This is a genomic window from Streptomyces aurantiaciflavus (genome assembly GCF_049808595.1).
In the GTDB taxonomy this organism is placed as follows: domain Bacteria; phylum Actinomycetota; class Actinomycetes; order Streptomycetales; family Streptomycetaceae; genus Streptomyces.
In genome coordinates this window covers 1-26,405 of the sequence record NZ_JBNCAQ010000019.1, presented here as the reverse complement: position 1 = coordinate 26,405, position 26,405 = coordinate 1, and the positions used below count along the sequence as shown (strand labels likewise).

General features: G+C 71.2%; 21 protein-coding genes, 2 tRNA genes and 1 pseudogene. 6 read left to right on the top strand and 18 right to left on the bottom strand.

The window, feature by feature from the left end; all coding sequences use genetic code 11:
• Positions 1–219 precede the first annotated feature (219 nt).
• From ACPT94_RS22935 to pgsA, 4 genes are all read right to left on the bottom strand, one after another.
• Positions 220–771 (bottom strand): LemA family protein, encoded by a 552-nt coding sequence (locus ACPT94_RS22935; protein WP_360345083.1) that lies wholly within the window; start codon positions 769–771, stop codon positions 220–222.
• Positions 772–895: 124 nt separating this feature from the next.
• The gene (locus ACPT94_RS22930) at positions 896–2,062 is read right to left on the bottom strand and encodes a glycosyltransferase family 4 protein (RefSeq protein WP_360345085.1); all 1,167 of its coding nucleotides are present in this window, start codon (positions 2,060–2,062) and stop codon (positions 896–898) included.
• Complete coding sequence (locus tag ACPT94_RS22925) at positions 2,059–2,976, bottom strand: phosphatidylinositol mannoside acyltransferase (protein WP_360345087.1); 918 nt, start codon at positions 2,974–2,976, stop codon at positions 2,059–2,061. The genes ACPT94_RS22930 and ACPT94_RS22925 overlap by 4 nt, the downstream gene beginning before the upstream one ends.
• Positions 2,973–3,644, bottom strand: coding sequence for a phosphatidylinositol phosphate synthase (gene pgsA / locus ACPT94_RS22920; protein WP_360345089.1), 672 nt, complete (start codon positions 3,642–3,644; stop codon positions 2,973–2,975). Before pgsA ends, ACPT94_RS22925 begins: the two co-directional genes overlap by 4 nt.
• 306 nt (positions 3,645–3,950) lie before the next feature.
• Here pgsA and ACPT94_RS22915 point away from each other — a divergent pair, with 306 nt between their 5' ends.
• The gene (locus tag ACPT94_RS22915; RefSeq protein ID WP_425246720.1) at positions 3,951–6,146 is read left to right on the top strand and encodes an elongation factor G-like protein EF-G2; all 2,196 of its coding nucleotides are present in this window, start codon (positions 3,951–3,953) and stop codon (positions 6,144–6,146) included.
• Positions 6,147–6,333: 187 nt separating this feature from the next.
• On the top strand, positions 6,334–7,995 hold the full coding sequence (locus ACPT94_RS22910; RefSeq protein ID WP_360345093.1) for a hypothetical protein: 1,662 nt from the start codon (positions 6,334–6,336) through the stop codon (positions 7,993–7,995).
• Between the two features lie 175 nt (positions 7,996–8,170).
• Here ACPT94_RS22910 and ACPT94_RS22905 read toward each other — a convergent pair whose 3' ends face one another.
• Positions 8,171–8,731 (bottom strand): HIT family protein, encoded by a 561-nt coding sequence (locus tag ACPT94_RS22905; RefSeq protein WP_360345095.1) that lies wholly within the window; start codon positions 8,729–8,731, stop codon positions 8,171–8,173.
• Between the two features lie 67 nt (positions 8,732–8,798).
• Between ACPT94_RS22905 and ACPT94_RS22900 the strand changes: the two genes are divergently transcribed.
• Positions 8,799–9,467 (top strand): potassium channel family protein, encoded by a 669-nt coding sequence (locus ACPT94_RS22900; RefSeq protein WP_360345097.1) that lies wholly within the window; start codon positions 8,799–8,801, stop codon positions 9,465–9,467.
• Between the two features lie 27 nt (positions 9,468–9,494).
• On the opposite strand, the gene thrS is transcribed toward ACPT94_RS22900, so the two are convergent.
• The 3 genes from thrS to ACPT94_RS22885 form a co-directional block, all read right to left on the bottom strand.
• A complete protein-coding gene (gene thrS, locus ACPT94_RS22895; RefSeq protein WP_360345099.1) occupies positions 9,495–11,471 on the bottom strand; it encodes a threonine--tRNA ligase in 1,977 nt (658 codons plus the stop codon).
• 119 nt (positions 11,472–11,590) lie between these two features.
• Positions 11,591–12,811, bottom strand: coding sequence for a hypothetical protein (locus ACPT94_RS22890; protein WP_425246719.1), 1,221 nt, complete (start codon positions 12,809–12,811; stop codon positions 11,591–11,593).
• The gene (locus tag ACPT94_RS22885; RefSeq protein ID WP_360345103.1) at positions 12,808–13,374 is read right to left on the bottom strand and encodes a DUF4365 domain-containing protein; all 567 of its coding nucleotides are present in this window, start codon (positions 13,372–13,374) and stop codon (positions 12,808–12,810) included. The genes ACPT94_RS22890 and ACPT94_RS22885 overlap by 4 nt, the downstream gene beginning before the upstream one ends.
• A gap of 191 nt (positions 13,375–13,565) precedes the next feature.
• On the opposite strand from ACPT94_RS22885, the gene ACPT94_RS22880 reads away from it, so the two are divergent.
• Positions 13,566–14,291 (top strand): 3'-5' exonuclease, encoded by a 726-nt coding sequence (locus ACPT94_RS22880; protein ID WP_360345105.1) that lies wholly within the window; start codon positions 13,566–13,568, stop codon positions 14,289–14,291.
• Between the two features lie 39 nt (positions 14,292–14,330).
• Here the strand turns inward: ACPT94_RS22880 and ACPT94_RS22875 are convergent.
• A tRNA-Val gene (locus tag ACPT94_RS22875) sits at positions 14,331–14,402 on the bottom strand.
• A 39-nt stretch (positions 14,403–14,441) separates the two neighbouring features.
• Positions 14,442–14,888: an SRPBCC family protein gene (locus ACPT94_RS22870; protein WP_360345107.1), complete on the bottom strand. Its 447-nt coding sequence runs from the start codon at positions 14,886–14,888 to the stop codon at positions 14,442–14,444.
• A gap of 58 nt (positions 14,889–14,946) precedes the next feature.
• Between ACPT94_RS22870 and ACPT94_RS22865 the strand changes: the two genes are divergently transcribed.
• Entirely contained in the window at positions 14,947–17,319 is a 2,373-nt protein-coding gene (locus ACPT94_RS22865) for an SCO7613 C-terminal domain-containing membrane protein (protein ID WP_425246717.1), read from the top strand.
• Between the two features lie 7 nt (positions 17,320–17,326).
• Here the strand turns inward: ACPT94_RS22865 and ACPT94_RS22860 are convergent, their stop codons facing one another.
• From ACPT94_RS22860 to ACPT94_RS22825, 8 genes and pseudogenes are all read right to left on the bottom strand, one after another.
• A complete protein-coding gene (locus tag ACPT94_RS22860) occupies positions 17,327–20,062 on the bottom strand; it encodes an exo-rhamnogalacturonan lyase family protein (protein WP_425246716.1) in 2,736 nt (911 codons plus the stop codon).
• A 102-nt stretch (positions 20,063–20,164) separates the two neighbouring features.
• Positions 20,165–20,767: a hypothetical protein gene (locus tag ACPT94_RS22855; protein ID WP_425246715.1), complete on the bottom strand. Its 603-nt coding sequence runs from the start codon at positions 20,765–20,767 to the stop codon at positions 20,165–20,167.
• Positions 20,768–20,777: 10 nt separating this feature from the next.
• Positions 20,778–21,656, bottom strand: a complete 879-nt coding sequence (locus ACPT94_RS22850; protein WP_360345115.1) for a carbohydrate ABC transporter permease — start codon at positions 21,654–21,656, stop codon at positions 20,778–20,780.
• A complete protein-coding gene (locus ACPT94_RS22845; protein WP_360345117.1) occupies positions 21,653–22,609 on the bottom strand; it encodes a carbohydrate ABC transporter permease in 957 nt (318 codons plus the stop codon). The genes ACPT94_RS22850 and ACPT94_RS22845 overlap by 4 nt, the downstream gene beginning before the upstream one ends.
• Positions 22,610–22,623: 14 nt before the next feature.
• Entirely contained in the window at positions 22,624–23,913 is a 1,290-nt protein-coding gene (locus tag ACPT94_RS22840; protein WP_360345119.1) for an ABC transporter substrate-binding protein, read from the bottom strand.
• Positions 23,914–24,570: 657 nt separating this feature from the next.
• A pseudogene (locus ACPT94_RS22835) lies at positions 24,571–24,755 on the bottom strand (glycosyltransferase family 1 protein); the annotation flags it as partial.
• Between the two features lie 344 nt (positions 24,756–25,099).
• A tRNA-Val gene (locus ACPT94_RS22830) sits at positions 25,100–25,171 on the bottom strand.
• A gap of 87 nt (positions 25,172–25,258) precedes the next feature.
• The gene (locus ACPT94_RS22825) at positions 25,259–25,717 is read right to left on the bottom strand and encodes a TIGR02611 family protein (protein WP_425246714.1); all 459 of its coding nucleotides are present in this window, start codon (positions 25,715–25,717) and stop codon (positions 25,259–25,261) included.
• Positions 25,718–25,908: 191 nt separating this feature from the next.
• On the opposite strand from ACPT94_RS22825, the gene ACPT94_RS22820 reads away from it, so the two are divergent.
• Positions 25,909–26,322, top strand: coding sequence for an SsgA family sporulation/cell division regulator (locus tag ACPT94_RS22820; RefSeq protein WP_004002642.1), 414 nt, complete (start codon positions 25,909–25,911; stop codon positions 26,320–26,322).
• The last annotated feature ends 83 nt before the right edge of the window (positions 26,323–26,405 follow it).

Below are 26,405 nucleotides of genomic sequence, written 5' to 3'. Positions count from 1 at the left end.
TCGGGAGCCTGGTTCTCGGTGATGGACACGGGTTGACCTCACTGAAGGGAAAGAGGGTTTTCTGCAAGCACCGAGGAAACGCGAGTGGACCAGTCCACAGCAAGGGCCAATGGGAAGCCGGTGGATCCTTTTCGGCTCACGGTGCGGCCCGGTGCGGCTGGCCGGCGTTTCCTCGACGGTCGGCGCGCCGAGGACGACGCGCCGCGGCGGGCCGTCGCGCTATCCCGCGCGGTCGGCGAGCGCGGCCGGCGGCTCGTCGTCCATCTCGAAGGCCATCGGGAAGGGGGCGTGTCCGGCCAGCCGGAACCAGCGCACCTTGCGGTGCTCGCGCAGCCTGCGGGCGGCGCCCACGGCGTCGTTGTGGAAGCGGCGCGCCATGGGGACCCGGCGGACCGCCTCCGTCAGCTCGTGGGCCGCGGCCTCTCCCCCGGGCACCTCGCGGACGACCTCGACCTGCCGCGCGTCCGCGAAGACCGCGCGCAGCGCCTGGCTGAGCTCGCTCTCGGCGACCTCCCGCTGTTCCTCCTCGGCCTGCCGGGCGGCGTGCGCGGCCTCGTACAACACGATCGACGCGGCCGGATCCAGCACCCCCGAGGTGGCCAGTTCCTGGGCCACGGACGCCCTGCGCAGCAGTTGCGCGTCCAGCGCGGCGCGGGCGGCGTCGATGCGGGCGTGCAGCCGGTCCAGCCGCCCCGCCGTCCAGCTCAGGTACAGGCCGATGGCGACGAGGACGACGAGGATCCAGATGAGGGTTGCGGTCACGGGCGGCAAGGCTACGCGCTCCGCTGGGGGGGCGGGGAACTCCGCAGGGGTGCTGTTCGTCGCCGGGTGCGGGCGGTCTGTGGCTGGTCGCGCAGTTCCCCGCGCCCCTGAGGTGGGGGCGCTGGACGCACCTTCAGTCCCTCGCCAAGCCGAACCGCGCCATCAGCCCCGGCGATGCCTTGTCGTCCGCCGCCACCGCCGCCGCGCCCGCCGTCACCGTCTCGTACACCGACAGGATGTCCGCGCCTACGGTCGACCAGTCGAAGCGGCGCACATGGGCGCTGCCGCGTTCCCGCAGCTCGGCCCGGCGTGCGGGGTCCCCGAGGAGGCGCACCGCCGCCTGCGCCAGGGCGTCCGCGTCCTCGTTGGCGAAGAGCTCGCCCGCCGCTCCCTGGTCGAGGACCTGGGCGAAGGCGTCCAGGTCGGAGGCGAGGACCGGTGCTCCGGCGGACATCGCCTCGACCAGGATGATGCCGAAGCTCTCGCCGCCGGTGTTGGGGGCGACGTACAGGTCGACGCTGCGCAGGAAGCGGGCCTTGTCCTCGTCGCTGACCATGCCGAGGAACTCCACGCGCGGGCGCAGCTCCTTCGGCAGGTTCTCGACGGCCTCCTCCTCGTCACCGCGGCCGGCGACCAGCAGGCGCGCGTTCGGCCGCTCGGCGAAGATTTTCGGCAGTGCTCGCATCAGGACCGGCAGGCCCTTGCGGGGCTCGTCGATGCGGCCGACGAAGCCGATCGTCTCGCCCTGCCACTCGGGCCTGGGCTCGGCCTGGGCGAAGAAGTCGACGTCGACACCGTTGGGGATGACCACCGCGTCCCCACCGAGGTGCTCCACCAGCGTCCGGCGGGCGTACTCACTGACCGCGATCCGCGCGCTGATCTTCTCCAGGGCGGCCTGGAGGATCGAGTACGCGGCGATCATCGCGCGCGAGCGCGGGTTGGAGGTGTGGAAGGTCGCCACGATCGGGCCCTGCGCGGCCCAGCAGGTCAGCAGGCCCAGCGACGGTGAGGTCGGTTCGTGGATGTGGATCACGTCGAACTTGCCCTCGTGCAGCCAGCGGCGCACGCGCGCGGCGCTCAGGAAGCCGAAGTTCAGCCGGGCCACCGAGCCGTTGTACGGCACCGGGACGGCGCGGCCGGCCGAGACGACGTACGGCGGCAGCGGCGTGTCGTCGTCGGCGGGGGCGAGGACGGACACCTCGTGGCCGAGCCGGATGAAGTACTCGGCGAGGTCGCGGATGTGGAACTGGACGCCGCCCGGCACGTCCCAGGAGTACGGGCAGACGATGCCGATTCTCACGCCCGGTCCCCGTCCGCCGGGCGGGGTTCCAGGTCCGCGAGCCAAAGCCGCTGCAGCATGTGCCAGTCCTCCGGGTGATCGGCGATGCCTGTGGCGAAGGCGTTCGCCAGCGCCTGTGTCATGACAGACGTCTTCTCGGCCCGGGTACCTGACTCGGGTACCTCGATCGGGGGATGGACGCGGCCCCGCATGACGGGCGAGTCGTCGTACCAGAGCGTGACGGGCAGCAGCAGCGCGCCGGTCTGCTGCGCGAGCAGGGCCGGACCCGCGGGCATCCGGGCGGTGTCGCCGAAGAACTCGACCTCGACGCCGGACGCGGACAGGTCGCGGTCGGCGACCAGGCAGACCAGGCCGCCGTCGCGCAGTCGCCGCGCCAGGGTGCCGAAGGCGGAGCCGCCGCTGTGCGGCAGGACCTCCATGCCGAGACCCTCGCGGTAGGCGACGAAACGGTCGTAGAGGCTCTCCGGCCTGAGGCGCTCGGCGACCGTGGTGAACGGGGTCCGCAGCTCGGTGGTGACCCAGGCGCCGGCCAGGTCCCAGTTGGCCAGGTGCGGCAGCGCGAGGACGACGCCCTTGCCGGCGGCGAGCCCGTCGGTGAGGTGGTGCACGTCCTTGGGGTCGAAGCCGCTCTTGACGCGCTCGGGGCTCCAGGCCGGCAGCCGGAAGGACTCCATCCAGTAGCGCAGGTAGGAGCGCATCCCCGCGCGCGAGAGCTCGGCCAGGCGCTCGGGGCTCGCGTCGGGCACCACGCGCGCGTAGTTGCTCTCGAGGCGCCGCACGCCCTTGCCGCGCTGCTTCCAGGCGAGGTCGGCGATGGTCCGGCCGAGGCGTACCGCCACGGGCTCGGGGAGCTTCTTGACGGTACTCCAGCCGAGGCCGTACAGGGCGTCGGTCAACTGGTCCCGCGCGTTCACTTGGCCGCCTCGCGCCCCTCGGTCTCCTGCGCGGCCGCCTCCTCGGCCTCCGCCGACTCGCGCCGGACGGTGACGACCCGCTGGATCAGCGTGACCAGGCTGCCGACGGCGACGATCCACAGGGCGACCGGCAGCAGGTACTGGATGCCGGGCACCCCGAACTTGTGCAGGCCCGCGAAACCGGCCGCGACCAGCGAGACCACCAGCCGCTCGGCCCGTTCGACGAGCCCGTTGACGGCTACCGGCAGCCCGATCGACTCACCGCGCGCCTTGGTGTACGACACCACCTGCCCGCTGGCCAGGCAGAAGATCGAGACGGCGCACAGGACGTTGTCGTCGCCGTGGCCCGCGTACCAGAGGGCGAAGCCGCCGAAGATCGCGCCGTCGGCGACCCGGTCGAGCGTGGAGTCCAGGAAGGCGCCCCAGCGGCTGGAGCGGCCGAGCTGGCGGGCCATGTTGCCGTCGACGAGGTCGGAGAAGACGAAGAGGGTGATCACGACCGTGCCCCAGAAGAACTCGCCCCTGGGGTAGAAGACCAACGCGCCCGCGACCACGCCGGCGGTGCCGATCAGCGTGACCATGTCGGGGCTCACGCCCCGGCGGATGAGAAACGCGGCGAACGGTGTGAGGACACGCGTGAAGAATGCACGCGCGTACTTGTTCAGCATGGCCTTCCCGACGGTCGGTGTGGCCGCGCGGCCCTGGTGGCCACCGGCTGGCCCATCGTAGCCACGCGCGCGCGTGTGCGACTGCCGGGCACCCGGCCCCCGTGTCACGGCCCGACGGCGCCCGGATCACGGACCGCTCGCGCCCCTCCCGGGCACGACCGCGTGGCGTCGTCGCGTCCTTCGTATGGACGCACCGTGACGGGAGTGGAAAGCTCGAAGAACCGCGGGCGTCGCCGGAGCCGCCACCGCACGCGGAGCCGTCGTGTCCGCGCCCCCGATGACCTCACCGTGCACGGGAGGCAAGAAATGGGCGACAAGGCGAACGCACACCCCGGAGCCGCCGGCAGGGCTACGGCGGCCGACCACCCCGCGTCCGTACGGAATGTGGTGCTGGTCGGCCACAGCGGATCGGGCAAGACGACTCTGGTGGAGGCTCTCGCGCTGACCGCGGGAGCGGTGAACCGGGCGGGCCGTGTGGAGGACGGCGGCACCGTCTCCGACTACGACGAGATCGAGCACCGCCAGCAGCGCTCGGTGCAGCTCTCCCTGGTGCCGGTCGACTGGGACGGCATCAAGATCAACCTCCTCGACACCCCCGGGTACGCCGACTTCGTCGGGGAGCTCAGGGCCGGTCTGCGCGCCGCGGACGCGGCCCTCTTCGTCGTCTCGGCCTCGGACGGCGTGGACGGCTCGACGCGCATGGTGTGGGAGGAGTGCGCGGCCGTCGGCATGCCGCGCGCGATCGTCGTCACGCACCTGGAGTCCGCGCGCGCGGACTTCGAGGAGATGACCCGGGTCTGCGCGGAGGTCTTCGGCGGTGACGACCCCGACGCCGTGCTCCCGCTGTACCTGCCGCTGCACGGCCCGCAGGCGCCGGACGGGCACGCGCCCGTGACCGGGCTGATCGGGCTGCTGTCGCAGAAGCTGTTCGACTACTCCACCGGCGAGCGCAAGGAGTCCGAGCCGGGCGAGGACCAGCTGCCGCTGATCGAGGAGGCCCGCAACCGGCTGATCGAGGGGATCATCGCCGAGAGCGAGGACGAGACCCTCATGGACCGCTATCTGGGCGGCGAGCAGATCGACTTCAAGACGCTGGTGGAGGACCTGGAACGGGCCGTGGCGCGCGGCACCTTCTTCCCCGTCCTGGCCGCCGCGCCCGCGGCCGACGGCGCCCGGCAGGGCATCGGCACCGTCGAGTTGCTCGAACTGGTCACCCGGGGCTTCCCGACCCCCCTGGAGCGGGAGGCGCCCGGCGTCACCACCGTCGACGGCAAGCCGCGCGGGCTGAAGTCGTGCGATCCGAACGGGCCGCTGGTCGCGGAGGTCGTGAAGACGTCCTCCGACCCCTACGTCGGCCGCGTCTCGCTCGTCCGCGTCTTCTCCGGCACCCTGCGCCCCGACGAGACCGTCCACGTCTCCGGGCACGGCCTGGCGGACCGCGGCCACGAGGACCACGACGTCGACGAACGCGTCGGCGCCCTCTCCGCGCCCTTCGGCAAACAGCAGCGCGTGCTGACGCACTGCATCGCGGGCGACCTCGCGTGCGTGGCCAAGCTGAACCGTGCGGAGACCGGCGACACCCTGTCCGCCAAGGACGATCCGCTCCTGATGGAACCCTGGCAGATGCCCGACCCGCTGCTGCCGCTGGCCATCCAGGCGCACAGCAAGGCCGACGAGGACAAGCTCTCGCAGGGCCTGTCCCGGCTGGTCGCCGAGGACCCGACGATGCGGCTGGAACAGAACCAGCAGACCCACCAGGTGGTCCTGTGGTGCCTGGGCGAGGCCCACGCGGACGTCGCCCTGGAGCGGCTGCGCAGCCGCTACGGCGTGCAGGTCGACGTCGTCCCGCACAAGGTCTCCCTTCGGGAGACGTTCGCCACCAGGTCCTCGGGGCGCGGACGGCACGTCAAGCAGTCCGGCGGGCACGGCCAGTACGCCATCTGCGAGATCGAGGTGGAGCCGCTGCCGGGCGGATCGGGCATCGAGTTCGTGGACAAGGTCGTCGGCGGCGCGGTGCCGCGCCAGTTCATCCCGTCCGTCGAGAAGGGCGTACGGGCGCAGGCGGCCAAGGGCGTCGCGGCCGGGTATCCGCTGGTCGACGTGCGGATCACGCTCCTCGACGGCAAGGCGCACTCGGTGGACTCCTCGGACGCCGCGTTCCAGACGGCCGGCGCGCTGGCGCTGCGGGAGGCCGCGGCCGACGTGAAGATCCATCTGCTGGAGCCGGTGGTCGAGGTGAGCGTACTGGTCGGCGACGAGTACGTGGGCGCCGTGATGAGCGACCTGTCGGGCCGGCGCGGCCGGGTGCTCGGCACCGAGCAGACGGGCGGCGGGCGCACCCTGGTGCGGGCCGAGGTGCCCGAGATCGAGATCGGCCGGTACGCGGTCGACCTGCGTTCCCTCTCGCACGGCACGGCCCGTTTCCACCGCGTCTACGCCCGGCACGAGCCGATGCCGCCTCAGGTGGCCGAGCGGGTCCGTCAACAGGCGCAGGACGGGTAGGGGTTGGGACAGGGCCGCTCTCAAGTGGCCTGTGTGGAACGTGTTCCTCCGATTCGGCGGGCGGCTTCGGCCGTCCGCCGACGGATGTCGGTGCCTGCGGATACGCTGATGACCTGATCAACAGGTGTGCGGAGCACGGAAGTCGGGAAGGCCGCAGAAGCGAGAGCGGCTGCGATCGGGGGCGGGAATGACCGTTGACAGCGGTTACGCGGACATCTTCGGGCCACAGGTGCCGCAGACGGGCGACGGAGGGCAGACGGCGACCTTCGCGCTGGCCTCGGCGGCCTACCGGGACAACCCCGTGGAGGACATCAAGAAGGCCGACAACGAGTGGCACCAGTCGGCGGTCAACGCCGGCCGAAGCTGGGCGAAGATCTTCCGGCCCAACCTGGGCGAGGCGTTCTCCCAGGCGGTGATCGACCGCATGCTGGGCGTCGGCCGCAAGCCGCTCATCCAGTCGTTCGGCACCGAGCCGCAGGTGGTCGTCGAGCACTGCCTCGCGGCGAACCGCATCCGCCGCGAGCGCGACAAGAAGCTCACCGGCGTCATGGTCCTGTGCGGCCTGCTCTTCCTGCCCGGGCTCCTGGTCTGGCTGCTGGTCTTCCAGCTGCGGGCCACCATGGGGAAGCTGACCGACAGGCGGGCCTCCGGGCTCGCCACCGGCCTGCTCGTCGCGGTCGGCGCCCTCGCCGTGCTCTTCGTCCTCCGTATGCCCTTCGGCGGCTTCTGGGGGTGGTACGCGCGCGGTGCGGTGATCGCGCCCGTGGTCGGCTGGTTCCTCGCCAAGCGGATCTGCGAGAACACGGCGACGGATCTGCGTGAGCGCTGGGACAGCCTGCTCTCCGGCAGCAGCGTCGGCGCCAAGGTCCCCGAGGCGGTGCCGACCAGCCCCAACCAGACGGCCGCCGAGCAACTGCGCCAGTCCCTGGCCCGGCTCAGCGCCGAGCAGCAGTCCAACTCCGTCTTCTACGCCGGGCCCAAGGGCATCCTCGGCATGGGCACCCGCTGGGGCGCCTGGCACCTCGCGGAGGAACTGGTCCCGACCGACCCCAACAAGGGCGTCCACGAGTTCCGCAGTTGGACGGTGATACGGGCGATCCACGACCAGCTGACCGTGCTCAACCGGCAGAGCCTGAAGACCGGTGGCTTTCCGCCCCCGACCGTACGGCACTGGATCGTCACGCCCGTCGGCGAGAACGCCACGGCGGTCGCCCGGCCCGAGGGCACGGACGTGGAGGCGTACCAGGTCAAGCCGAAGGCCATCGAGCAGATCTGCGACCAGCAGCAGTTCGGCGGCGGCGACCGGCACTACCTCGGGGTGCAGTGGCCGCTCTGGGACGGCCAGTTGATCATCACCATGCTGATCACCGTGACCGTGCTGCACGAGACGCTGCGCATCGAGGTCACCGGACACGCGCTCGGTCCCGTGAACGGCCTGTTCACCACCAAGCCCGAGGCCCCCAGCAAGGAGGTCGCCAAGACCGTCCGTTTCTGGGAGACCCGGACGATCAAGCTTCCGCTGGTCACCACCGACGAGGTGGTACGGCTCGCCGCGCGCGCCACGATCAGCTGGTACCCGCCGCTGCTGAAGTGGCTCGGCGGTTCCATCGGCCTGCCCGAGCCGTTCGGCCTGCGGCACGCCTGGGCCGACCAGCCGTGGCGGCACCGCTTCATGGCCGACGACGCGCTGCGCGCCGCCGCACCGGTGCTGCGGGTGGTGCACACGGCCGCGCTGCGGGTCCTCAAGGAGCACGACGTGGACGTCGAGAAGTTCAGCACACGGTCGTCGGTGCTGAGCGGGACGGTCCAGGACGTGTCCCCACGGAAGGCCGACACGTACGACGCGTGAGCCTGCGGCGGTGGGGCGGCTTTCCCGCGCTGGTGGTAGGGGTGCCGTCCCTGGGGCCGCGGCCCCAGGCCCCCGCATCGGCCGTGAACGGGCCCCGTCCTCGAACTGCCCCGGAGGGGGTGCCCCGAGACGGGCCGGATGCGCCTGGCCTCAGCTGCGAGGCGCCCCGGCAGAATCAGACTGTCGGCCAGGCCTCCGCCAGCATCTTCCGTGTGTCCGCCAGCAGTTGCGGCAGCACGCGCGTGTGGCCGACCACCGGCATGAAGTTCGTGTCCCCGCCCCACCGCGGGACGATGTGCTGGTGCAGGTGCGCGGCGATCCCCGCGCCCGCCACGGAACCCTGGTTCATACCGATGTTGAAGCCCTGCGCGCCGGACGCGGTGCGCAGGGCCGTCATCGCCTGCTTGGTCAGCTCGCCGAGCTCCGCCGTCTCCGGCCCGGTCAGGTCGGTGTAGTCGGCGACGTGCCGGTAGGGCACGGTCATCAGGTGGCCGCCGTTGTACGGGTACAGGTTCAGCACGGCGTACACGTGCTCACCGCGCCGGACGATCAGCCCGTCCTCGTCGGACTTGGCCGGGATCGAGCAGAAGGGGCAGCCGTCGTCGGCCCCCGGGCCGGTCGGCTTGTTCTCGCCCTGGATGTAGGCCATCCGGTGGGGCGTCCACAGGCGCTGGAACGCGTCCTGCGTCCCCACTCCGATCTGCTGCTCCGGCTCACTCGTCATGCTAGGCAGCATATGGCTTCGTCCGTTCGCGGCGTGTCGGCGGGGTTGTGGGACAAGCGCCTCGGGCCAAGCTGAGCCGATGACCGAAGACAGCCGCCTGCTTCGCTGGGAGCAGCGCACCGAGGTGCCCCTCGCCGTGGCCTCGCTGGCCTTCCTCGCCGGGTACGCCGTCCACGTCCTCGCCCCGGGCCTCCCGGGCGGGTGGCGGGACGTGTCCCTCGCGGTGACGCTGGCCGCGTGGGCGCTGTTCGCCGTGGACTACGGGGTGCGCTGGCGGCTCAGCGGACAGCGCCTGGGATTCGTGCGGAGGCACTTGCTGGACACCCTGTTCGTGCTGCTGCCCCTGTTGCGCCCGCTGCGGATCGTGCGGCTCTACGATGCCGTGCTGCGCCGGCGCGGGGAGCCCCGTCTGTCGCTGTACGCGCGCGTGATCGTGTACGCGGGGGTGTCGACGCTGCTGCTCGGCTTCGCGGGCGCGCTCGCCGTCTACGACCTCGAACGCGGAGCGCCGGGCACCGAGATGCGCACCTTCGGGGACGCGGTCTGGTGGGCCTGCGCGACCCTCTCCACCGTCGGCTACGGCGATGTCGTCCCGGTCACCCCGCTCGGCCGGACCATCGCGGTGGGCATGATGGCGTGCGGGCTGGCCCTGCTGGGCGCGGTCACCGGGTCGTTCTCGTCGTGGCTGATCCAGGTGTTCTCGCGGGAGGACACCTCCCGGAACGGGGACGGGCCCCCGGGGACGTGACTCCCCGAAGGCCCGTCGCCGGCGGCCTCAGACCTGCGTCCGCTCCTCGACCACCTTCGCGATCTTCGCGATGGCCTCGTCGAAGGGGATGCCGTTCTCCTGCGAGCCGTCGCGGTAGCGGAAGGACACCGAACCGCCCGACATGTCCTCGTCGCCTGCGATCACCATGAAGGGAACCTTCTGCTTCTGGGCGTTGCGGATCTTCTTCTGCATCCGGTCGGAGGAGGAGTCGACCTCGACCCGCAGCCCCTGCTTCTTGGCGGCCGCGGCGAACTTCTCCAGGTACTCCACGTGCGCGTCGCCGATCGGGATGCCGATCGCCTGCACCGGCGCCAGCCACGCCGGGAAGGCGCCCGCGTAGTGCTCCAGGAGCACCGCGAAGAACCGCTCGATGGAGCCGAACAGCGCGCGGTGGATCATGACGGGGCGCTGCTTGGAGCCGTCGGCGGAGGTGTACTCCAGGTCGAAGCGCTCCGGCAGGTTGAAGTCGAGCTGGATGGTCGACATCTGCCAGGTCCGGCCGATGGCGTCCTTGGCCTGCACGGAGATCTTCGGCCCGTAGAAGGCGGCGCCGCCCGGGTCGGGAACCAGGGGCAGGCCCTGCTTCTCGGCGACCTGGCGCAGCGTCTCGGTCGCCTCCTCCCAGACCTCGTCGGAGCCGACGAACTTCTCCGGGTCCTTGGTGGAGAGCTCCAGGTAGAAGTCGGTCAGACCGTAGTCGCGCAGCAGGTCGAGGACGAAGGTGAGCAGCTTGTCCAGCTCGTCGGACATCTGCTCGCGGGTGCAGTAGATGTGCGCGTCGTCCTGGGTGAAGCCACGCGCGCGCGTGAGGCCGTGCACGACGCCCGACTTCTCGTACCGGTACACGGTCCCGAACTCGAAGAGGCGCAGCGGCAGTTCGCGGTACGAGCGGCCGCGCGCGTCGAAGATCAGGTTGTGCATCGGGCAGTTCATGGGCTTGAGGTAGTAGTCCACGCCCTCGTCGAGCTGCATGGGCGGGTACATGCCCTCGGCGTACCAGTCGAGGTGGCCCGACGTCTCGAAGAGCTTCCCCTTCGTGGCGTGCGGGGTGTAGACGAACTCGTAGCCCGCCTCCTCGTGGCGGCGCCGCGAGTAGTCCTCCATGACCCGGCGGACGATGCCGCCCTTGGGGTGGAAGACGGCGAGGCCGGAGCCGATCTGCTCCGGGATGGAGAACAGGTCGAGCTCGCTGCCCAGCTTGCGGTGGTCGCGCTTCTCGGCCTCGGCGAGGAAGTCGAGGTGCGCCTTGAGCTCGTCCTTGGACGGCCAGGCGGTGCCGTAGATGCGCTGGAGCATCGGGTTCTTCTCGCTGCCGCGCCAGTAGGCGGCCGCGTTGCGCATCAGTTTGAACGCCGGGATGTTCCGGGTGGTGGGCAGGTGGGGACCGCGGCAGAGGTCCTTCCAGCACAGCTCGCCGGTCCTGGCGTCCAGGTTGTCGTAGATCGTCAGCTCGCCCGCGCCGACCTCGACGTCCGCGCCGTCGTCGGAGGACGCGGAGCCCTTGAGGCCGATCAGTTCCAGCTTGTAGGGCTCGTTCGCGAGTTCCTCACGGGCGGCCTCGTCGGTGACCACACGGCGGGCGAACCTCTGCCCCCGCTTCTGGATCTCCTGCATCTTCTTCTCGATGGCCTTGAGATCCTCGGGCGTGAAGGGCTTCTCGACGTCGAAGTCGTAGTAGAAGCCGTCCTTGACCGGCGGGCCGATGCCCAGCTTGGCCTCGGGGAAGAGCTCCTGCACGGCCTGGGCCATGACGTGGGCGGTGGAGTGGCGCAGGATGTTGAGGCCGTCCTCGGAGGAGATCTCGACGCCCTCGACGGTCTCGCCGTCCTGGAGCTCGTAGGTGAGGTCCTTCAACTCGCCGCCCACGCGCGCGGCGATGATCGAGCGCTCGCCGGCGAAGAGGTCGGCGGCCGTGGTGCCCGTCGTCACCGTGCGCTCTTCCCGCTCGGAATCGCGTTGGATGATCACACGGACGTCTGACACCGGTCTCTCCTGACTGAAGGTGGGGTGCGGCGCCATACCGGGAGCGCGCGCAATACCGGATCGTACCGACCCCGGCACCCCGACCGCGAAACGGATGGTCCACGCCCCGGCTGCCCGGCTCAGTCCTCTCCGCCGCAGGCCTCCTCGAAGAAGTCCAGATGCTCCTGGAGCGACTTCATCAGCCGGTCCCGCTCGGCCTCGTCCACCTGCACGGGTACGACCCCGCAGGCACCGGTCAGCCGACGGAAGCCGCCCCGGCTCTCCAGCCGCCCCTGCACCCGCACCGGCAGCCCGACCAGGTGGGCCTGCCCGGCGATGCGGTAGTCCTCCTCGTCGAGGGTGAGCCGAACGTGCGGGATCTCCGCCCCGGCGATCACCCGCAGCCGTACGCTGCCCTCGCCGCGCGGCCCGGATCTGCGCATCCGCACCACCGTGCCGGTGATCCGCACGGGCACGGAGGGCTCCTCGCGCAGATAGCGGGCGCCGGCCTCGCGCAGCGCGGCCAGGTCGCCGGGCGAGAACTCCACGGGCTCGGCGGTGGCCGCGCAGTCCTCGGGGACCCCCGCCGCGGGCGCCCACTCGACGGCGATGCGCGCCCCTTCCGTACCGCGGACGAGGGCGATGAGCGCGTCGGTCAGCTCGCGGCTGGCGCCGGCCTCGACCGCTCCGTCGAAGGCGTCCATGCCTCCGGTGGCCCGCCGGTAGTCGATGGCCTCGCGGACGGCGTAGAGGGCCTGGTGGAGGCGTACGGCGAGCGGGCGTCCCGCCTCGACCGGCACGAAGGCGGTCAGCCGACGCCCCCCGGCCGCGGCGCCGACGAGGACGCTCTCCAGCATCGCGCCGGCCGTACGGCGGTGCCGGGCGCCGTGGTAACCGGCACGCGCGCGTGTGGCGAGGGCGCCGGCGAGGAGCATTTGCCGGGCGGCGCCGCGCAGCTGTTCCTCGGCGGCCCAGGAGGCGGTGTCGGCAGGCCCGGCCGGGGTGTCCCGCCACCAGCGGATCTCGTCGCTGGGGACGGCGAGTCCCACGAGCACCTCGCGGGCGGCGGGTGTCTGGCTGCGGGCCAGGGCCTGAAGCGCCTCGCCGAGCAGGTCGTCGCTGTCGGGGAAGGCGCGGGTCTCGGGCACCAGCAGGCTGGTTCCGCTGCCGCCGGGGCCGGGCGGGGTCCAGCGGCCGTAGCGTCCGGCGGCGCCGCCGCGTCGCTGCCAGCCGTGCCGGCGCAGGAGGGCGCCGAGGACGGCCGGGTCGACCTCGGCGGGCTCGGGGGGACGGTTCCAGGCGGCCTCGACGGGGTGCGGTCGTACCGGCCGCAGGGGTTCGTCGAGCGGGCGGTGCGTCATGGTCTGCCTCCCGACCCGACCCGCGTCATGATCTCGCACAGCGCCCGGTCGTCGAAGATGCGTGAGGTCGGTATCCGCACGGTGGTCCGGGTCCGGCCGGTGATCGGGTGGCCGGCGAGGTTGACCCAGTAGCAGCAGTGCCGCAGGTCGAGCCGGTCGTGGCCGGCGCGCAGCCACTGGTCCTGGGACCGGGGGACGATCATCACGACGAGGATCTTGTGCACCGAGACCGGGGTGCGGGCGAGCTTTCTCAGGTGGTCGTTGTCGAGCGTGAAGGAGAAGAACCGGTTCGGGGGGTTCGGCGGGATCTGGTACGTGGCCTTCAGCTGCACCTTGATGGTCACCTCGTCGTCGACGGTGTGCCCGGGCGCGCTGTGGCTGACGTGCCAGTCGATGCCGTTGTCGGGAAAGGGCTGGGACAGCGAGCAGCCCGCGGCCGCCGCGACCGCGTGGAGGTAACCCACCTGCAGTGTCTCCATGCAGGCGGTGGTGGCGAGTGTGCCGCGATGGGGGGCCGCATGCTCGGGCAGCAGCCCGCCCCGCTCGGGCTGCGCTATCGCCATGACCGACAGCCTTTCAGGCAAAGAGGAGCCCCGCGCCGGGGGCCGTGTGCATTCCGCGTCGAGCCCCTGAACTGCAAAGACCCGTACTCCTGTTGTGTCCTTCCGGCGTACGGCGCAAACAGCCCGGGTATCACCAAACGGGCAGAAGACGGTGCGTCAGCTGCCGTGGGTGAACGAGGGGTTGTGTAGGTATGGCGTGCTGGTACGAGGGCCCTTTGGCGGCGTTCGACACGGAGACGACAGGAGTGGACGTCGAGACCGACCGGATCGTGTCGGCCGCGCTCGTCGTCCAGGACGCGCCGGGCACCCGGCCGCGGGTGAGCCGCTGGCTGGTGAACCCGGGCGTACCGGTGCCCGAGGCGGCGACGGCGGTGCACGGGCTGACGGAGGATCACCTGCACCGCAACGGCCGCTGGCCGGCGCCGGTGATGTACGAGATAGCCGAGCTGCTCGCTGAACAGGCGGCGGCGGGACGGCCGTTGGTGGTGATGAACGCGCCGTTCGACCTGACGCTGCTCGACCGCGAGCTGCGCAGGCACCGCGCCTCGTCGCTGGGCCACTGGCTTGAGCCGGCGCCGCTGCGGGTGCTGGATCCCCGGGTGCTGGACAAGCACCTGGACCGCTACCGCAAGGGCCGGCGCACACTCACCGACCTGTGCGCGCACTACGACGTCCAACTGGCCGACGCGCACGACGCCGCGGCGGACGCGGTGGCCGCGCTGGAGGTCGTCCGGGCGCTGGGCCGGCGGTTCGCGGCCCGGCTGGAGCGGCTGTCCCCCGCGGAGCTGCACTCGCTGCAGACGTCCTGGCACGCGGCGCAGGCGCGCGGACTGCAGGCGTGGTTCGCGCGCAGCGGCTCGCCGGAGACGGTGGACGAGTCGTGGCCCCTGCGCCCGGCGCTGCCCGCGGCGGCATGAAGAAGGCCGGTCCGCGTACTGCGGACCGGCCTTTCCCGGTGGGCGATACTGGGTTCGAACCAGTGACCTCTTCGGTGTGAACGAAGCGCTCTCCCACTGAGCTAATCGCCCGGGAACGCACTGAACAATACAGGTCCCCGCGGGTTTCCTTCAAACCGTTCGCAGGTACGCCGCCAGCCCGCGCCGCCCGGCCCGCATCATCAGCCGGTGGTTGACGCGGAAGAACGGCCGCCCCGGCACGGCGAACCGCCTGAGCAGCGGCTTGTTCACGTCGACGGCCTGGTCGTAGCGGGCGAGGCTGCCGGGGCCGCCCGCGGTGACCGTCCAGCGTGCCCAGCCCGTGATGTCCCCGGACACGGCGATCTCCAGGACTCCGGCCGCCGGATCGCGCCGTGTCTCGCGCGCGGTGAAGGTCATGGCGTACGGCAGGAGCGAGCGGATCGTGATGACGCCGATGGTGTCGCCGAGCCGGGTGACCTCACGGACCTGGGGCCACCAGCGGGGGTAGTCCTCGGGCCGCTCCAGAACCGCGTACACGGCCCCGGACGGCGCGGGCAGCGGCCACAGGCTGCGGAAGCGGTAGTGCGTCCAGTCCATGCGCCGAGTGTGCCGGTACCCGGGCCGGAATCCGAGTACGTACTGAGTAGCCGCGCCCATGCCGTACGAGGTGACGCGGACCACACTCCGATGCATGACGCACATTCCGTCCCCGGCCGAGGAGCTGCGGCTCATCGACGCCGAGCTGTGGCAACTGGACGCCCGCCGGGCACAGTTGCTGACGCGCCGTGCCTGGCTGGTCGCCTCGCTGCAGCGGACGCGGCAGCCGGCGCCGGCGCCCCACGCCGAGCCCCGCCCGGAGGCGACCGCCCCGCGCGTCCAGAACGTCCTGCTGCTGCTCGGCGGTGTCCTGCTCACCATCGCGGCGATCGCGTTCACCCTGGTCAGCTGGGGCCACCTGGGAATCGCCGGTCGAGCCCTGGTGCTCGGCACGGTCACCCTGGCCGTGCTGGCCGCGCCGGTGCCCCTGCTCAGGCGTGGGCTGCGCTCGACGGCGGAGTCGGTGGCCGGCCTGGGACTGGCGCTGACGGTGCTGGACTCCTACGCACTGCACGAGGCGGCCCTCACCGGCACCGACGGCACGGGCTACGCGGCGGTCGCCGCGGCGGTGCTGGCGGGACTCTGGGCTGCGTACGGGCGTGGGCTCGACGCACTGCGCCTGCCCCGGCCCGCCGCGCTGGTCGCCGCTCAACTCCCCTTGCCGCTCTGGGCGTTCGCCGCCGGCGCGGACCCGTACACCGTCGCGGCGGCGCTGCTGGTGACGTCCGGCCTCGACTCGGTGCTCGCGCTCCGGGTCACCGCCCGTTCCGTGCGCAACGCCGCCGCCGTCGGCGCGTACGGCCTGGGCGGCTGGGGCGTGACGGCGGCCGGGTGGCTGTCCTGGACGGCCTCCGGTCCGAGCGCCGCCGCCCGTGCGGCGGCGCTCCTCACCCTCGCGGCGGCCATCGCGCTCGGCGCCGCCCGGCGGCTGCCGCAGCCGGCCGTCGCGAGGGGCACGGCGACGGCAGGCGGTCTGCTGCTGGTGGCGGCGGGCGGGGGTCTGCTGCGGGTCGCGCTGCCCGACGGCTGGACGGTCCCCGCCCACCTGGCCTGCGGCATCGTGCTGCTGTCGGCGGTACGAGGCCGGCTCCCCGAGCCGGTGCGAGGGGGCCTCACCCAGGCTTCCGCCGCGGTGCAGGCGCTGGCGGTGCTGTGGGCCCTGCCGCTGGTCCTCGTCACGCTGCTGGGCCCGCTCGGCTGGATCGAGCGGCCCTGGTCGGGCATGCCCTCGGACGCCCGCGCCGCCGTGACCGTCCACACTCCCTGGCCCCCGTACCCGGGACAGGCGCTCCTCGTCCTGGTGGCGGTCGCCGCCGTGCTCGTCCTGACCGTCCGGAACGAGGTCCGGCGCCCGCGGGCCCGGGCCGGCGCGCTGGGCCTGGCCTGGGCGGCCTGCATCGCCGTTCCCGCCGTGTTCGAACTCCCCTACGTGCTCACGCTGCTGCTCCTGGGTGCCGTGACGGCGGCGGCGGTCTTCCTGCCCACGCCGTGGACCGCCACCACGCTCGGACTGGCCACCTCGCTCAACCTCTTCTTCCTCTCCCTCGCCTCGCAGAGCGCGACCTTGACCGTGGTGTCGGCCCTGACCGCGCTGTTCGTGACCGTGTCGGGGCGGCCTCGCCTCACCCCGGTCATGGCCCCGGCCGCGCTGCTCCACGCCACCGCGCTGGCCTGCGCGACGGGCGCGGCGGCGGACTGGCGGCCCGCGCACACGGCGGTGCTGGTCCTCGCGGTCCCCCTGGGCGCGGCCCTGCTCGCCGCCCGGCTCGGCAAGTCACCGGCGACCGTGCCGGTGGAGGTGACGGGCGCGGTCGCCGGAGTGCTCGCCGTGGGCCTCGCGCTCGCCGACCCCCCGATGCTGGCCCTGGTGCTGTCCCTGTCCGCGGTGATCGCCGCGGGCACGGCGGCGCGCCCCGACCGCCGCCCCGTCGGATACGCGGCCGCCGCCCTGTTCCTCCTGGCCGGCTGGGTGAGGCTCGCCGCCTGGGACGTCACCACGCCGGAGGCGTACACGCTCCCGGTGACCGTCCCGGCGCTGCTGGTCGGTGCCTGGCGCCGGCACCGCGAGCCACTGACCTCGTCCTGGACGGCGTACGGTCCCGGACTCGCCGCCACACTGCTGCCGAGCCTCGCCGCGGCCTGGGGCGACCCGCAGTGGACGCGCCCGTTGCTGCTGGGCGCGGCGGCCCTGCTGGTCACCCTGCTGGGCGCCCGGCACCGCCTCCAGGCCCCGCTGGTCCTCGGCGGCACGGCGCTGGTCCTCGACGCGCTGCACGAGCTGGCCCCCTACCTGGCCCAGGCGGCCGACGCGCTCCCCCGCTGGGTGCCTCCCGCGCTCGCCGGACTCCTGCTGCTCGCCGTCGGGGCGACGTACGAGCGGCGGATCCGGGAGGTCCGGCGGGTGCGGGAGGCCCTGGGGAAGATGCACTGACTCCTGGCTACGGCATCCTGTCGCCGAGGAGCGCCAGGTTCTCGATGGCGGCGAGGCCGTAGAGCGCGGTGTCGTTGGTGGACACCCAGGTGGCCTCGCTGCCCGGCACCAGGGTGGCGGGGCCGCTCAGTGCCTCCGTCTTCCAGGGTGCGGACTCCTTGTAGCCGTCGGAGTTGTAGAACTTGTCCCAGGCGCGCTTGGCCAGCTTCTCGTCCCCGGTCTGCACGGCCGCGTACGCGTCGAGGCGCGAGTGGCCCTGGAACAGCAGCAGGCTGCCGAAGTTGGAGCCGTAGCGGGCCGCCTGTTCGGCCTTGGTGGCGTTGAAGTAACGGCAGTAGTCGAAGTAGGCCTCGTTGAACTTCGGCATGTCGACGAGGTGGATGAGCTCGGCGCACAGCTCGTTGAGGCCGAAGACCGCGGAGAGGTGGGAGACGCCGACGACCGGCTTGTCCGCGATGGCGAACCTGCCCGTGTCGAGGTCGTACAGGCCGCTGCCCTGCACGAAGCCGTTGGGCTGGGCGGCGATCGTCTCCATGGTCGACAGGACGCGCGCCTTGGCCTTCTCCCACTTGGGGCCCTTGCGCTCCCACTCCGTGAGCCACGCCGACACCAGGCCGCTCCAGTCCGTGCCGAAGCCGATCGACAGGGCGTGCCGGTCGGGCGTGTACGGCTCGGTGCGGATCTTGCGGATGGGGTCGAGGACGAGGAAGGTCTCGTCGGAGTCGACGTTGGCGTGCATGAGGTCGCCGACGCGTTCGTCCGCGGTGAGGAAGTAGTAGTAGCGGCGGTACGTCGTGTTGGCGATGCGCTGCTGCTTGGCGCTGTCGGCGTAGTGCTGGACGCCGTGCCGGGTGCCCAGGCCCGCCCACTGGCCGATGTGGTAGACGTCGACCTCGCCGGTGTGCCGGGTCATCGCCTCCGCGAAGCGGAAGATGTCGGCGCGGCCGCTGCGCAGGTACGCGAACCAGAGCCAGAGGTCCGGCGACAGCTCGGAGTTGTCCCAGGCGTAGCCGCCGATGTCGTAGCGCCACTGGTGCCGGACGGTGTCGTAGGTGTGCATGATGTCGCCGTAGTCCCAGAAGCCGTACCAACGGCGCATCTCCACCTGGTCCTTGTAGTAGGTGAAGAGGAAGTCGAGGTGGTCCTCGATCTTGGCCTTGGCGGGGGTGGAGCGGTCGGGCTCGGAGTAGAGGCCGGGGCCGAAGACCTTGGCCTTGATCAGTTGCTTGGGCGGGGCGGCGAGCTGGGGCAGCACGCGGACGGCCTCGACCTGTTCGGCGAGTTTCTCGGGGCTCGGGGTGGACTCGTTGGCCCAGAAGAGGAGTTCGGAGGTACGGGCGATCCCGTAGGGGGTGCCGAAGCCGGGCTCGTAGTCCTCGTAGGTGATGTTGAGGCCCTCGAGCTGCTCGGGATAGGTGTCCTGGCCCATGCCGTCGTGGTAGAAGCGCAGGTCCATGGGCTGCGCCTCGGGCGACCAGAGCCAGAGGGTGACCTCGGCCTCGTCGGTGTGGGCGTCGCGGATGTCGAGCTGGGCGGGGAACTTCTCCCAGAAGTCCCTGAGGCCGAAGGAGAATCCGCCGCTCACGCCTCCGACGTACCCGAACCCGGAGGCCCGCTTGCCGCCGCCGGCGCCGATCCAGCCGTAGCCCTTCTTGGTGCGCTTGCGCAGGGTGAAGCCGTCGGCGGAGAGCTGGGAGAGGGTGTAGTCGCCCCACTCGGGGATGTACTGGAGCCGGGTCGTGACCCGCTGGTCCCAGGTGGCCGGGTCGGGCAGCTTTCTGCCCTCGTACTGGGCCGCCTGGACGGCCGCTCCCGGGTCCCGGCGCAGGCCGGTGATGCCCTTGACGGCCTCGCGGAGCAGACCGGTGCCCTCGCCGCCGATGCGGATGTGGCGGTCGTAGGACTCGTCGCGCATGGGGACGGTGAAGCGGACGCCGAGGCCGCGGATGAAGTCGCCGCCGGCCTTGCCGGGCTCCTGCTTCCCGTCGTAGGTGATGGTGTGGACCATGCGGAAGGAGTCGGCGCCCGCGTAGAAGTACAGGCGGATGGAGAACGGCAGCCAGCTGCGGCTTCCCTTGCGGTGCTTGCCGTCGATGCGGACGACGGCGCGGACCGGTCCCTCCTGTTCGACGGTGACGCCGTCGATGGCTCCCTCGAAGCGCTCGGTCTTGACCGTGCCCTGGTCCTCGTCCTCGATCTCGGGCTGCCGGATCAGGACCAGACGCCCGTTCTTGGCGATCTCGGTGGATCCGCGGGTGACCGACTTGACGATCGTGGCGCCGGACTTGCCGATCTTCGCGGTGATGACGCCGGTGGAGACGTCGATGGTGCCGCCGCGCTTGTCGACGGTGACCTTCCTGGCGGGGGCGGCGGGCGTACCGGCGCTCAGGGTGAGCTTGCCGTTGCCGGAGCTCACGGCGTGGGCGGTCCACTTGAGCGAGCCGTCCGGCCAGTAGGCGATCGGCCAGGACTGCACGGGGACGGCCTTGCCGTCGGCGTCCGTCAGCGCGAAGGTCTGGTCCTCCTGGTAGGCGCCCATCGGCCAGGGCACGCCGAGGGTGGAACCGGGGGCGGCGCCGAGGCCGCCGTCCTCCAGCCAGTCAAGGGTCACGGGATCCGCGTCCGCCGCCTCGGCTCTGGGGGCGGCCTCGGCGTCCTTGGCCCCTAGCGCCCAGCTGAACTGGGCGGCGGCTCCGGCGACGGCCGCCGCCTTGAGGAGGGACCTGCGGGGGATGGGAGACATGGGATGCAGCCTTTCCTTCCGTGCGGGATGCAGGGGGTGGTCAGGGGCATGACAGGGGGAGGCGCGGCGCCCGGGGCGCCGGCCTGGAGAGGGCACCGCCCGTCAGCGGTGCCGGTAACGCTCCTCGACGGCGACGGCCGCCGCCGCGACGGCCCCCAGGACGGGAACCGCCAGCGGCGCGATGAACAGGGCGGACAGGCCTACGACACCCAGCCCGCCGACGATCAGGAAGGAACCGGCGGGATCGAGCACGGTCCGGCGTGCGGCGTCCCCGAGCAGCGCCCGCCAGGACGTGCCCGGCGCCCAGACAGCCGCCGCCCGCAGCAGGGCCACGACCAGTCCGATCAGGGCGAAGATGCCGACGGCCCCGACGAGCGGCCCGCCGGGGATCCCGGCCCGCGCGGCCAGGACGTCCACCCAGACCGCGGCGGCCGCCGCCCATCCGGCGACCCCGACGGCCCACCCCCCGCGCACGGCCGCCCGGAAGTCCGCGACGAACTCCCGCCAGCCACCGCCCTCGTGGGCCGTACGACGCCGCAGATGCCGTGCGCCGGCGGCGAAGGCCGCGGGGTAGGTGACGACCCCGAGACAGGCCACCGCGATCCACACGCCGGTGAGCAGACATTCCGCGAAGACGGCGAACTTCTCACCGCCGAGGAGGGACGCCCTGCGTGGGGAACGGGCCTTCACGCGCGCTTGGGCCATGGTGACCGCCTCAGCCCTTCAGTCCGGAGGTCGCCATACCGTCGATGAGGTAGCGCTGGAAGGCCATGAAGAAGGCGATGACCGGGACCAGCGCCACCAGCGACATCGCGATCATGCTGCCGTAGTTGGAGATGCCCTCCTGGTCGCGGAACATCATCAGGCCGAGTGAAACGGTGTACTTCTCGGGGGTGTTGAGGTAGATCAACGGCCCCATGAAGTCGTTCCACGCGTTGATGAAGGTGAAGATGGCGCTGGTGATGAGGGCGGGGCGGCTCAGCGGCAGCACGATGGACCAGTAGGTCCTCAGGTGCCCGCAGCCGTCGAGCTTGGCGGCCTCGTCCAGCTCGCGGGGCAGCCCCCGCATGAACTGCACCATCAGGAAGACGAAGAACGCCTCCGTGGCCAGGAACTTGCCCGCGACCAGCGGCACCAGCGTGTCGATGAGTTCGAGGTTGCGGAACATCACGTACTGCGGGATGAGCAGGACGTGGTACGGCAGCAGCAGCGTGCCGATCATCAGCGTGAACAGCAGGTTCCGGCCGGCGAACCGGATCTTGGCGAAGGCGTACGCGGTCAGCGAGCTGGACAGCACGACACCGACCACGGCGAGGACCGCGTACATCAGCGAGTTCACGAAGAAGCTGCTGATGGAGATCCCGGAGATACCGTCGGCGAGCCCGGAGAAGTTCGCCCAGACCGGCTTGGTGGGCAGCAGGTCGAGGCTGGCGATGATGTCCTTGCTCGGCTTGAACGCGGCGCCGACCACCCAGATCACGGGATACAGGACGACGGCGAGGATGACGAGCGCGCCCACGTGCCAGGCGATCGATCCGGCGCGCCGCCGCTCGTTCGCGCTGCGCACGACAGGGCTGGTGGTGGCGGTGGTCACTTGGCGGCCTCCTCGTAGTGCACCCACTTCTTCTGCGACCAGAACAGGACCGCCGTGACGAGCGCCACCGCGACCACCAGCGTCCAGGCCATCGCGGAGGCGAAGCCCATCTGGGCCTCCTTGAAGCCCTTCTGGTAGAGGTAACAGGTGTAGACGAGCGTGGCGTCGGCGGGACCGCACCGGGTGTCGGAGACGACGTACGCGGAGCCGAACACCTGGAACGCGTGGATGGACTCCAGCAGCACGTTGAAGAACAGCACCGGGGAGATCATCGGCAGCGTGATGTTCCAGAACCGCCGAAGCGGGCCGGCCCCGTCCACCTCGGCGGCCTCGTACAGCTCCTGCGGGACCTGCTTGAGGCCGGCCAGGAAGATGACCATCGGCGCTCCGAACTGCCAGATGCTCAGAGCCACCAGGGCGTAGAGGACGTAGTCCGGGTTGCCGATCCAGCCCCCCACGTCGAGACCGAAGACCTTCTGCGTCCGGTCCACGACCGCGTCGTCCGAGAACAGCGCCCGCCACACGAAACCCACGGAGACGCTGGCGCCGATGAGTGAGGGCATGTAGAACGCGGCCCGGTACAGGCCCTGTCCGCGCCGCTTCTGTGCGAGCAGCAGCGCGACGCCGAGCGCGAGCAGCAGCTTCAGCGGTGTGGCCACGACGACGTACTTCAGGGTGACCTGCACCGACTTCTGCCAGCGCGGGTCCTGGAACATCGTCGTGAAGTTGTCGAGCCCCACCCACTGGGGCGGCGTGAACAGGTTGTAGCTGGTGAACGCGTAGTACAACGACGCGATCATCGGCCCCGCCGTGAGCAGCAGGAACCCCGCGATCCACGGCGACATGAACAGATAGCCGGCGAGGTTCTCGCGGCGCCGCCCGCGCCGCCCGGCGGCGGGAGCGGCGGACCGCTTGCCGGCCGGGCGCGCGGGCGCTTCCTTGACGAGCGTCATGGTGGTACGTCCCCTCAGCCCGCGAACGCGGCCTTGGCCTCGCTGAACAGCGCCTTGGCGGCGTCGGCCGGCTTGGTCTTGCCCTGGGTGACCTCGCCGCCGATGCGCAGGAAGGCCGCCTCGATGACGTCGGCTCCGGACGGGTGCGGGGTGATCTTCCCGAGGACGCCGGCCTTGGCGACCTCCTCCTCGTACGCCTTGACGCCCTTGTTGTTCTCGTCGGTGGGCGTGAACGCGTCGTACTGCTCGGTCGTGGCGAGGATGCCGCGGTCGTAGCCCATGATCTTGCCGACCTCGGGGTCGTGGACCATGAAGTCGATGAACTGCGCGGCTTCCTTGGGGTGCTTGGTCCCGGCGAAGGCGCTGAGCATCAGCGAACCGAGGTACTGGCCGGTGTTCTTGCCGTCCGTGGTGGGGATCGGCGCCAGCCCGTAGTCCGACTCGCCCTCGCCCTCGTAACGGATGGAGAAGTTGTCCCAGGTGAACTCGGACGCGGCGAGCCCCGCCGAAAGCGCGGACTTGGGCTTGACCTGTTCGACCTTCTTGGGATCGGCGACGAGCCCGGACTTGACGCGCTTGTAGCCGTCCTCCCACCACTGCGTCAGATCGTCCTCGGTGAAGCCGAGGTCGGAGTCGGTGAAGAAGGCCTTGCCGTTCTGGCGCAGGTACAGGTCGTAGAGGTACATGATGCTGCAGTAGCCGGTGTCACCGGCGATCTTCACCTTGTCCTGGATCGTCTGGAGAGCGTCGAAGTACTCGTCCCAGGTCCAGCCCATCTTCGCCTCGACGCCTGCCTTCTTGAAGGCCTTGAGGTCGATGACGAGCGCCATGGTGTTGGCGCCGACGGGTATGCCGATCTGCTTGCCGTCGACCTGACCGTTCGCCAGAACGCCGTTGCGGAAGTTGTCCAGGCTCAGATTCCCGGCGTCCGCCTGCGTCTTGAGATCCATCAGAACACCGCGCTTGTCGTACTTGCGCAGGAAACCGACCGCATTCTGGAAAACGTCCGGCGGATTCCCGCCGGAGGCCTGGGTCTGGAACTTCTCCCAGAACGCCTCGTAGTCGGTGAATTCGGGCTTGATCTTGATCTTCGGATACTTCTTCTCGAAGAGCGCGATCGTCTTCTTGATGGCGATGGTGCGCGGCTCGCCGCCCCACCACGCGTAACGCAGGGTCACCGTCCCGTCGGAGGAGGTGCCGCTGTTCCCCCCGCAGGCCGTGGTCGCGGCCAGGCCGAGCGTGGCCGCCGTAGCCCCCGCCGCCTTCAGGATCGTTCGCCTCTCAACATTCCTGCTGGTTCCCACCGTCGGCCTCCCCGCAGCGTCGCTGCCGCTTGCATGAATCGTTTCAAGAAAGCGCTTGCTGGCACAAGGTACGAGGGGGCTGAGGGGGCGTCAATGATTCGGACAGGAATTTCTTGTTGGGCACTTGGACGCGGATGCGGGGACGCAAGGCGGAAGGAGCGCCTCCGGCGGGACGAAGGCGCAGGTGGGCAGCGGTTGTTCGATTTCCCGGACCGTGCGTGGGGTGCGTACGGCCATGGCGGGCGGCTGAAATCCGCCTGCGCGATGGCGGGTTGGCGGGTGACGGGGTGTCTGGGAGGGTGCCGTCCAAGGGCGTTGTCTGTGGCTGGGGGTGCTCGTGGTGCTGGTGGGGTGTGCCAGCGAAGCCGACTGTCAGCGGATCCTGCCGAGCTGTGGCCGGGGCGGCTGTCGGCGGTGGCTGCCGGGCCGCGGCCGGGCGGCTGTCGGCAGTGACTGCCGGGCCGCGGCCGGGCGGCTGTCGGCAGTGACTGCCGGGCCGCGGCCGGGCAGCTGTCGGCAGTGACTGCCGGGCCGTGGCCGGGCGGTGGTCCGCGCCGGGGGGCTTCCCCCTGTCGTCGGGGATCCGCCGCCGTCGGGGTGCCAGCACCGGGCCAGGCCCTCGGGATCCGGCGCCATCAGGAGACGCTCGACAGTGTGCGCGAGGGTGAGGTCATCGGCGGTGTGGACGGCTCGTTGCGGCGCCAGGCGGCCGTCTCACCCGTGTGCACATAGGTGCGGGCGTATCCGGCCAGGTCCGCCTGGTGGACGGCCACGGTCGGGATGCCGAGCCGGGCGGCGGCGGCCATGCCGCGCACACCGAGGATGAAGGGGCTGGCCAGATGCCGGCCACCGGGTTCCGCCGACACCAGCGGATACACCGCCGTCGAGGGTTCCACCGTCCTCCGGGGGTTCCACCGCCGTCGCGGCTCCACCGCGCCCTCGGGGTTTCACTGCCGTCGGGGGCTCCGCCACCGTAGGCCGCCATCATCGGCTTCCGCCATCGCCATCGGCGGTTTTCACCGCGATCGGGGGATCCGCCACCGTCGGGGCACCGGTTGCAGCGGGCCGGTGTGAGCGTCGGGCGGCCTGGGTGTAGGGCCGGTGTCCCGTCGTGCGCCACCGCGAACCGTTCGGCGCATACGACGGCGGCCCGTCTGCTCTGTCGCAGACGGGCCGCCGTTCCGGGTGGGCGATACTGGGTTCGAACCAGTGACCTCTTCGGTGTGAACGAAGCGCTCTCCCACTGAGCTAATCGCCCGGGCGCAGGAAGAACATTACCCCAAGTCAGGGGGTGCCTGTGACCAGGCTGACCGGTCCCCGCGCCCCCGCCGGGGATCACCGGTGATCACTGGTCCTTGATGTTCCACGGCATCTCGAAGCCGAACTTCCACAGGTAGATGCCCACGATCACCCCGATGATCACAAGGCCGACCGAGGTGAGGATGATGTTGCGGCGCCGCACCTTGGGGTCGAGGGCGCGCGCGGCCGTCTCGGTGACCTTGCGCTTGGTCCAGCGCAGGACCAGCTGGGCCCAGACGAACTCGGTCGCCCAGATCGCCATGCCACCGAAGATCACGACCCAGCCGGGCCCGGGCAGCGGCAGCATGATGATGCCGGCGACCACGACCGCGAGGCCGACGACGAAGATTCCGACCTGCCAGCTCAGATGCAGGATGCGGCGCGCCTTGATGAACTCCGGCGCCCGGGAGCCGAGCCCCTGTTCCTCCGCCCGCGCGGCCCCTTCGGCCCCCGCGTCGTCCGCCGCCATGGCCACCTCGCCCGGCTCGTCACTCCCCGTATTCATACGGCCAAACCCTACCCGAGAGATTCCAGTCACCGTAATGGTGGTACTTCACGAACGCTCTCTCGGCCGGAAGAGTTACGTAAACACACACAAAACACGCAGAGGGGTTTACAACGGCACCGTAGGTGGCATGTCGATTTCGCCGACGTGCGAATCCCCGAGCGCACACTGAGCGAAAGGCCCTGGCGCTTATGAACACCACGGTCAGCTGCGAGCTGCACCTGCGCCTCGTTGTGTCGAGCGAGTCCTCCCTGCCTGTCCCCGCAGGCCTGCGGTACGACACGGCCGACCCCTACGCCGTGCACGCCACCTTCCACACCGGAGCCGAGGAGACCGTCGAGTGGGTGTTCGCCCGCGACCTCCTCGCGGAGGGCCTCCACCGGCCCACGGGTACCGGCGACGTCCGCGTCTGGCCGTCGCGCAGCCACGGTCAGGGCGTCGTGTGCATCGCCCTGAGCTCCCCTGAGGGTGAGGCTCTGCTCGAGGCCCCGGCGCGGGCCCTGGAATCCTTCCTGAAGCGGACGGACGCGGCCGTGCCCCCCGGCACGGAGCACCGTCACTTCGACCTCGATCAGGAGCTCTCGCACATCCTGGCGGAAAGCTAGGGCGAGACTCACACAGAGCCGCCCGGCGCCGTCCACTCGGGGAGACGGCTCGGGCCAGGACAACCGCATAGGGCAGGCGCCGG

Bases quoted from the DNA above. Each gene is read 5' to 3' on its own strand.
- ACPT94_RS22885 (WP_360345103.1), bottom strand. From the start codon at position 13,374: ATGGCGATAGCGCAGCCCGAGCGGGGCGGGCTGCTGCCCGAGCATGCG.
- ACPT94_RS22905 (WP_360345095.1), bottom strand. From the start codon at position 8,731: ATGCTGCCTAGCATGACGAGTGAGCCGGAGCAGCAGATCGGAGTGGGG.
- ACPT94_RS22820 (WP_004002642.1), top strand. From the start codon at position 25,909: ATGAACACCACGGTCAGCTGCGAGCTGCACCTGCGCCTCGTTGTGTCG.
- ACPT94_RS22870 (WP_360345107.1), bottom strand. From the start codon at position 14,888: ATGGACTGGACGCACTACCGCTTCCGCAGCCTGTGGCCGCTGCCCGCG.
- ACPT94_RS22860 (WP_425246716.1), bottom strand. From the start codon at position 20,062: ATGTCTCCCATCCCCCGCAGGTCCCTCCTCAAGGCGGCGGCCGTCGCC.
- ACPT94_RS22845 (WP_360345117.1), bottom strand. From the start codon at position 22,609: ATGACGCTCGTCAAGGAAGCGCCCGCGCGCCCGGCCGGCAAGCGGTCC.
- ACPT94_RS22890 (WP_425246719.1), bottom strand. From the start codon at position 12,811: ATGACGCACCGCCCGCTCGACGAACCCCTGCGGCCGGTACGACCGCAC.
- pgsA (WP_360345089.1), bottom strand. From the start codon at position 3,644: ATGCTGAACAAGTACGCGCGTGCATTCTTCACGCGTGTCCTCACACCG.
- ACPT94_RS22865 (WP_425246717.1), top strand. From the start codon at position 14,947: ATGCCGTACGAGGTGACGCGGACCACACTCCGATGCATGACGCACATT.
- ACPT94_RS22880 (WP_360345105.1), top strand. From the start codon at position 13,566: ATGGCGTGCTGGTACGAGGGCCCTTTGGCGGCGTTCGACACGGAGACG.
- ACPT94_RS22825 (WP_425246714.1), bottom strand. From the start codon at position 25,717: ATGAATACGGGGAGTGACGAGCCGGGCGAGGTGGCCATGGCGGCGGAC.
- ACPT94_RS22915 (WP_425246720.1), top strand. From the start codon at position 3,951: ATGGGCGACAAGGCGAACGCACACCCCGGAGCCGCCGGCAGGGCTACG.
- ACPT94_RS22855 (WP_425246715.1), bottom strand. From the start codon at position 20,767: ATGGCCCAAGCGCGCGTGAAGGCCCGTTCCCCACGCAGGGCGTCCCTC.
- ACPT94_RS22910 (WP_360345093.1), top strand. From the start codon at position 6,334: ATGACCGTTGACAGCGGTTACGCGGACATCTTCGGGCCACAGGTGCCG.
- ACPT94_RS22900 (WP_360345097.1), top strand. From the start codon at position 8,799: ATGACCGAAGACAGCCGCCTGCTTCGCTGGGAGCAGCGCACCGAGGTG.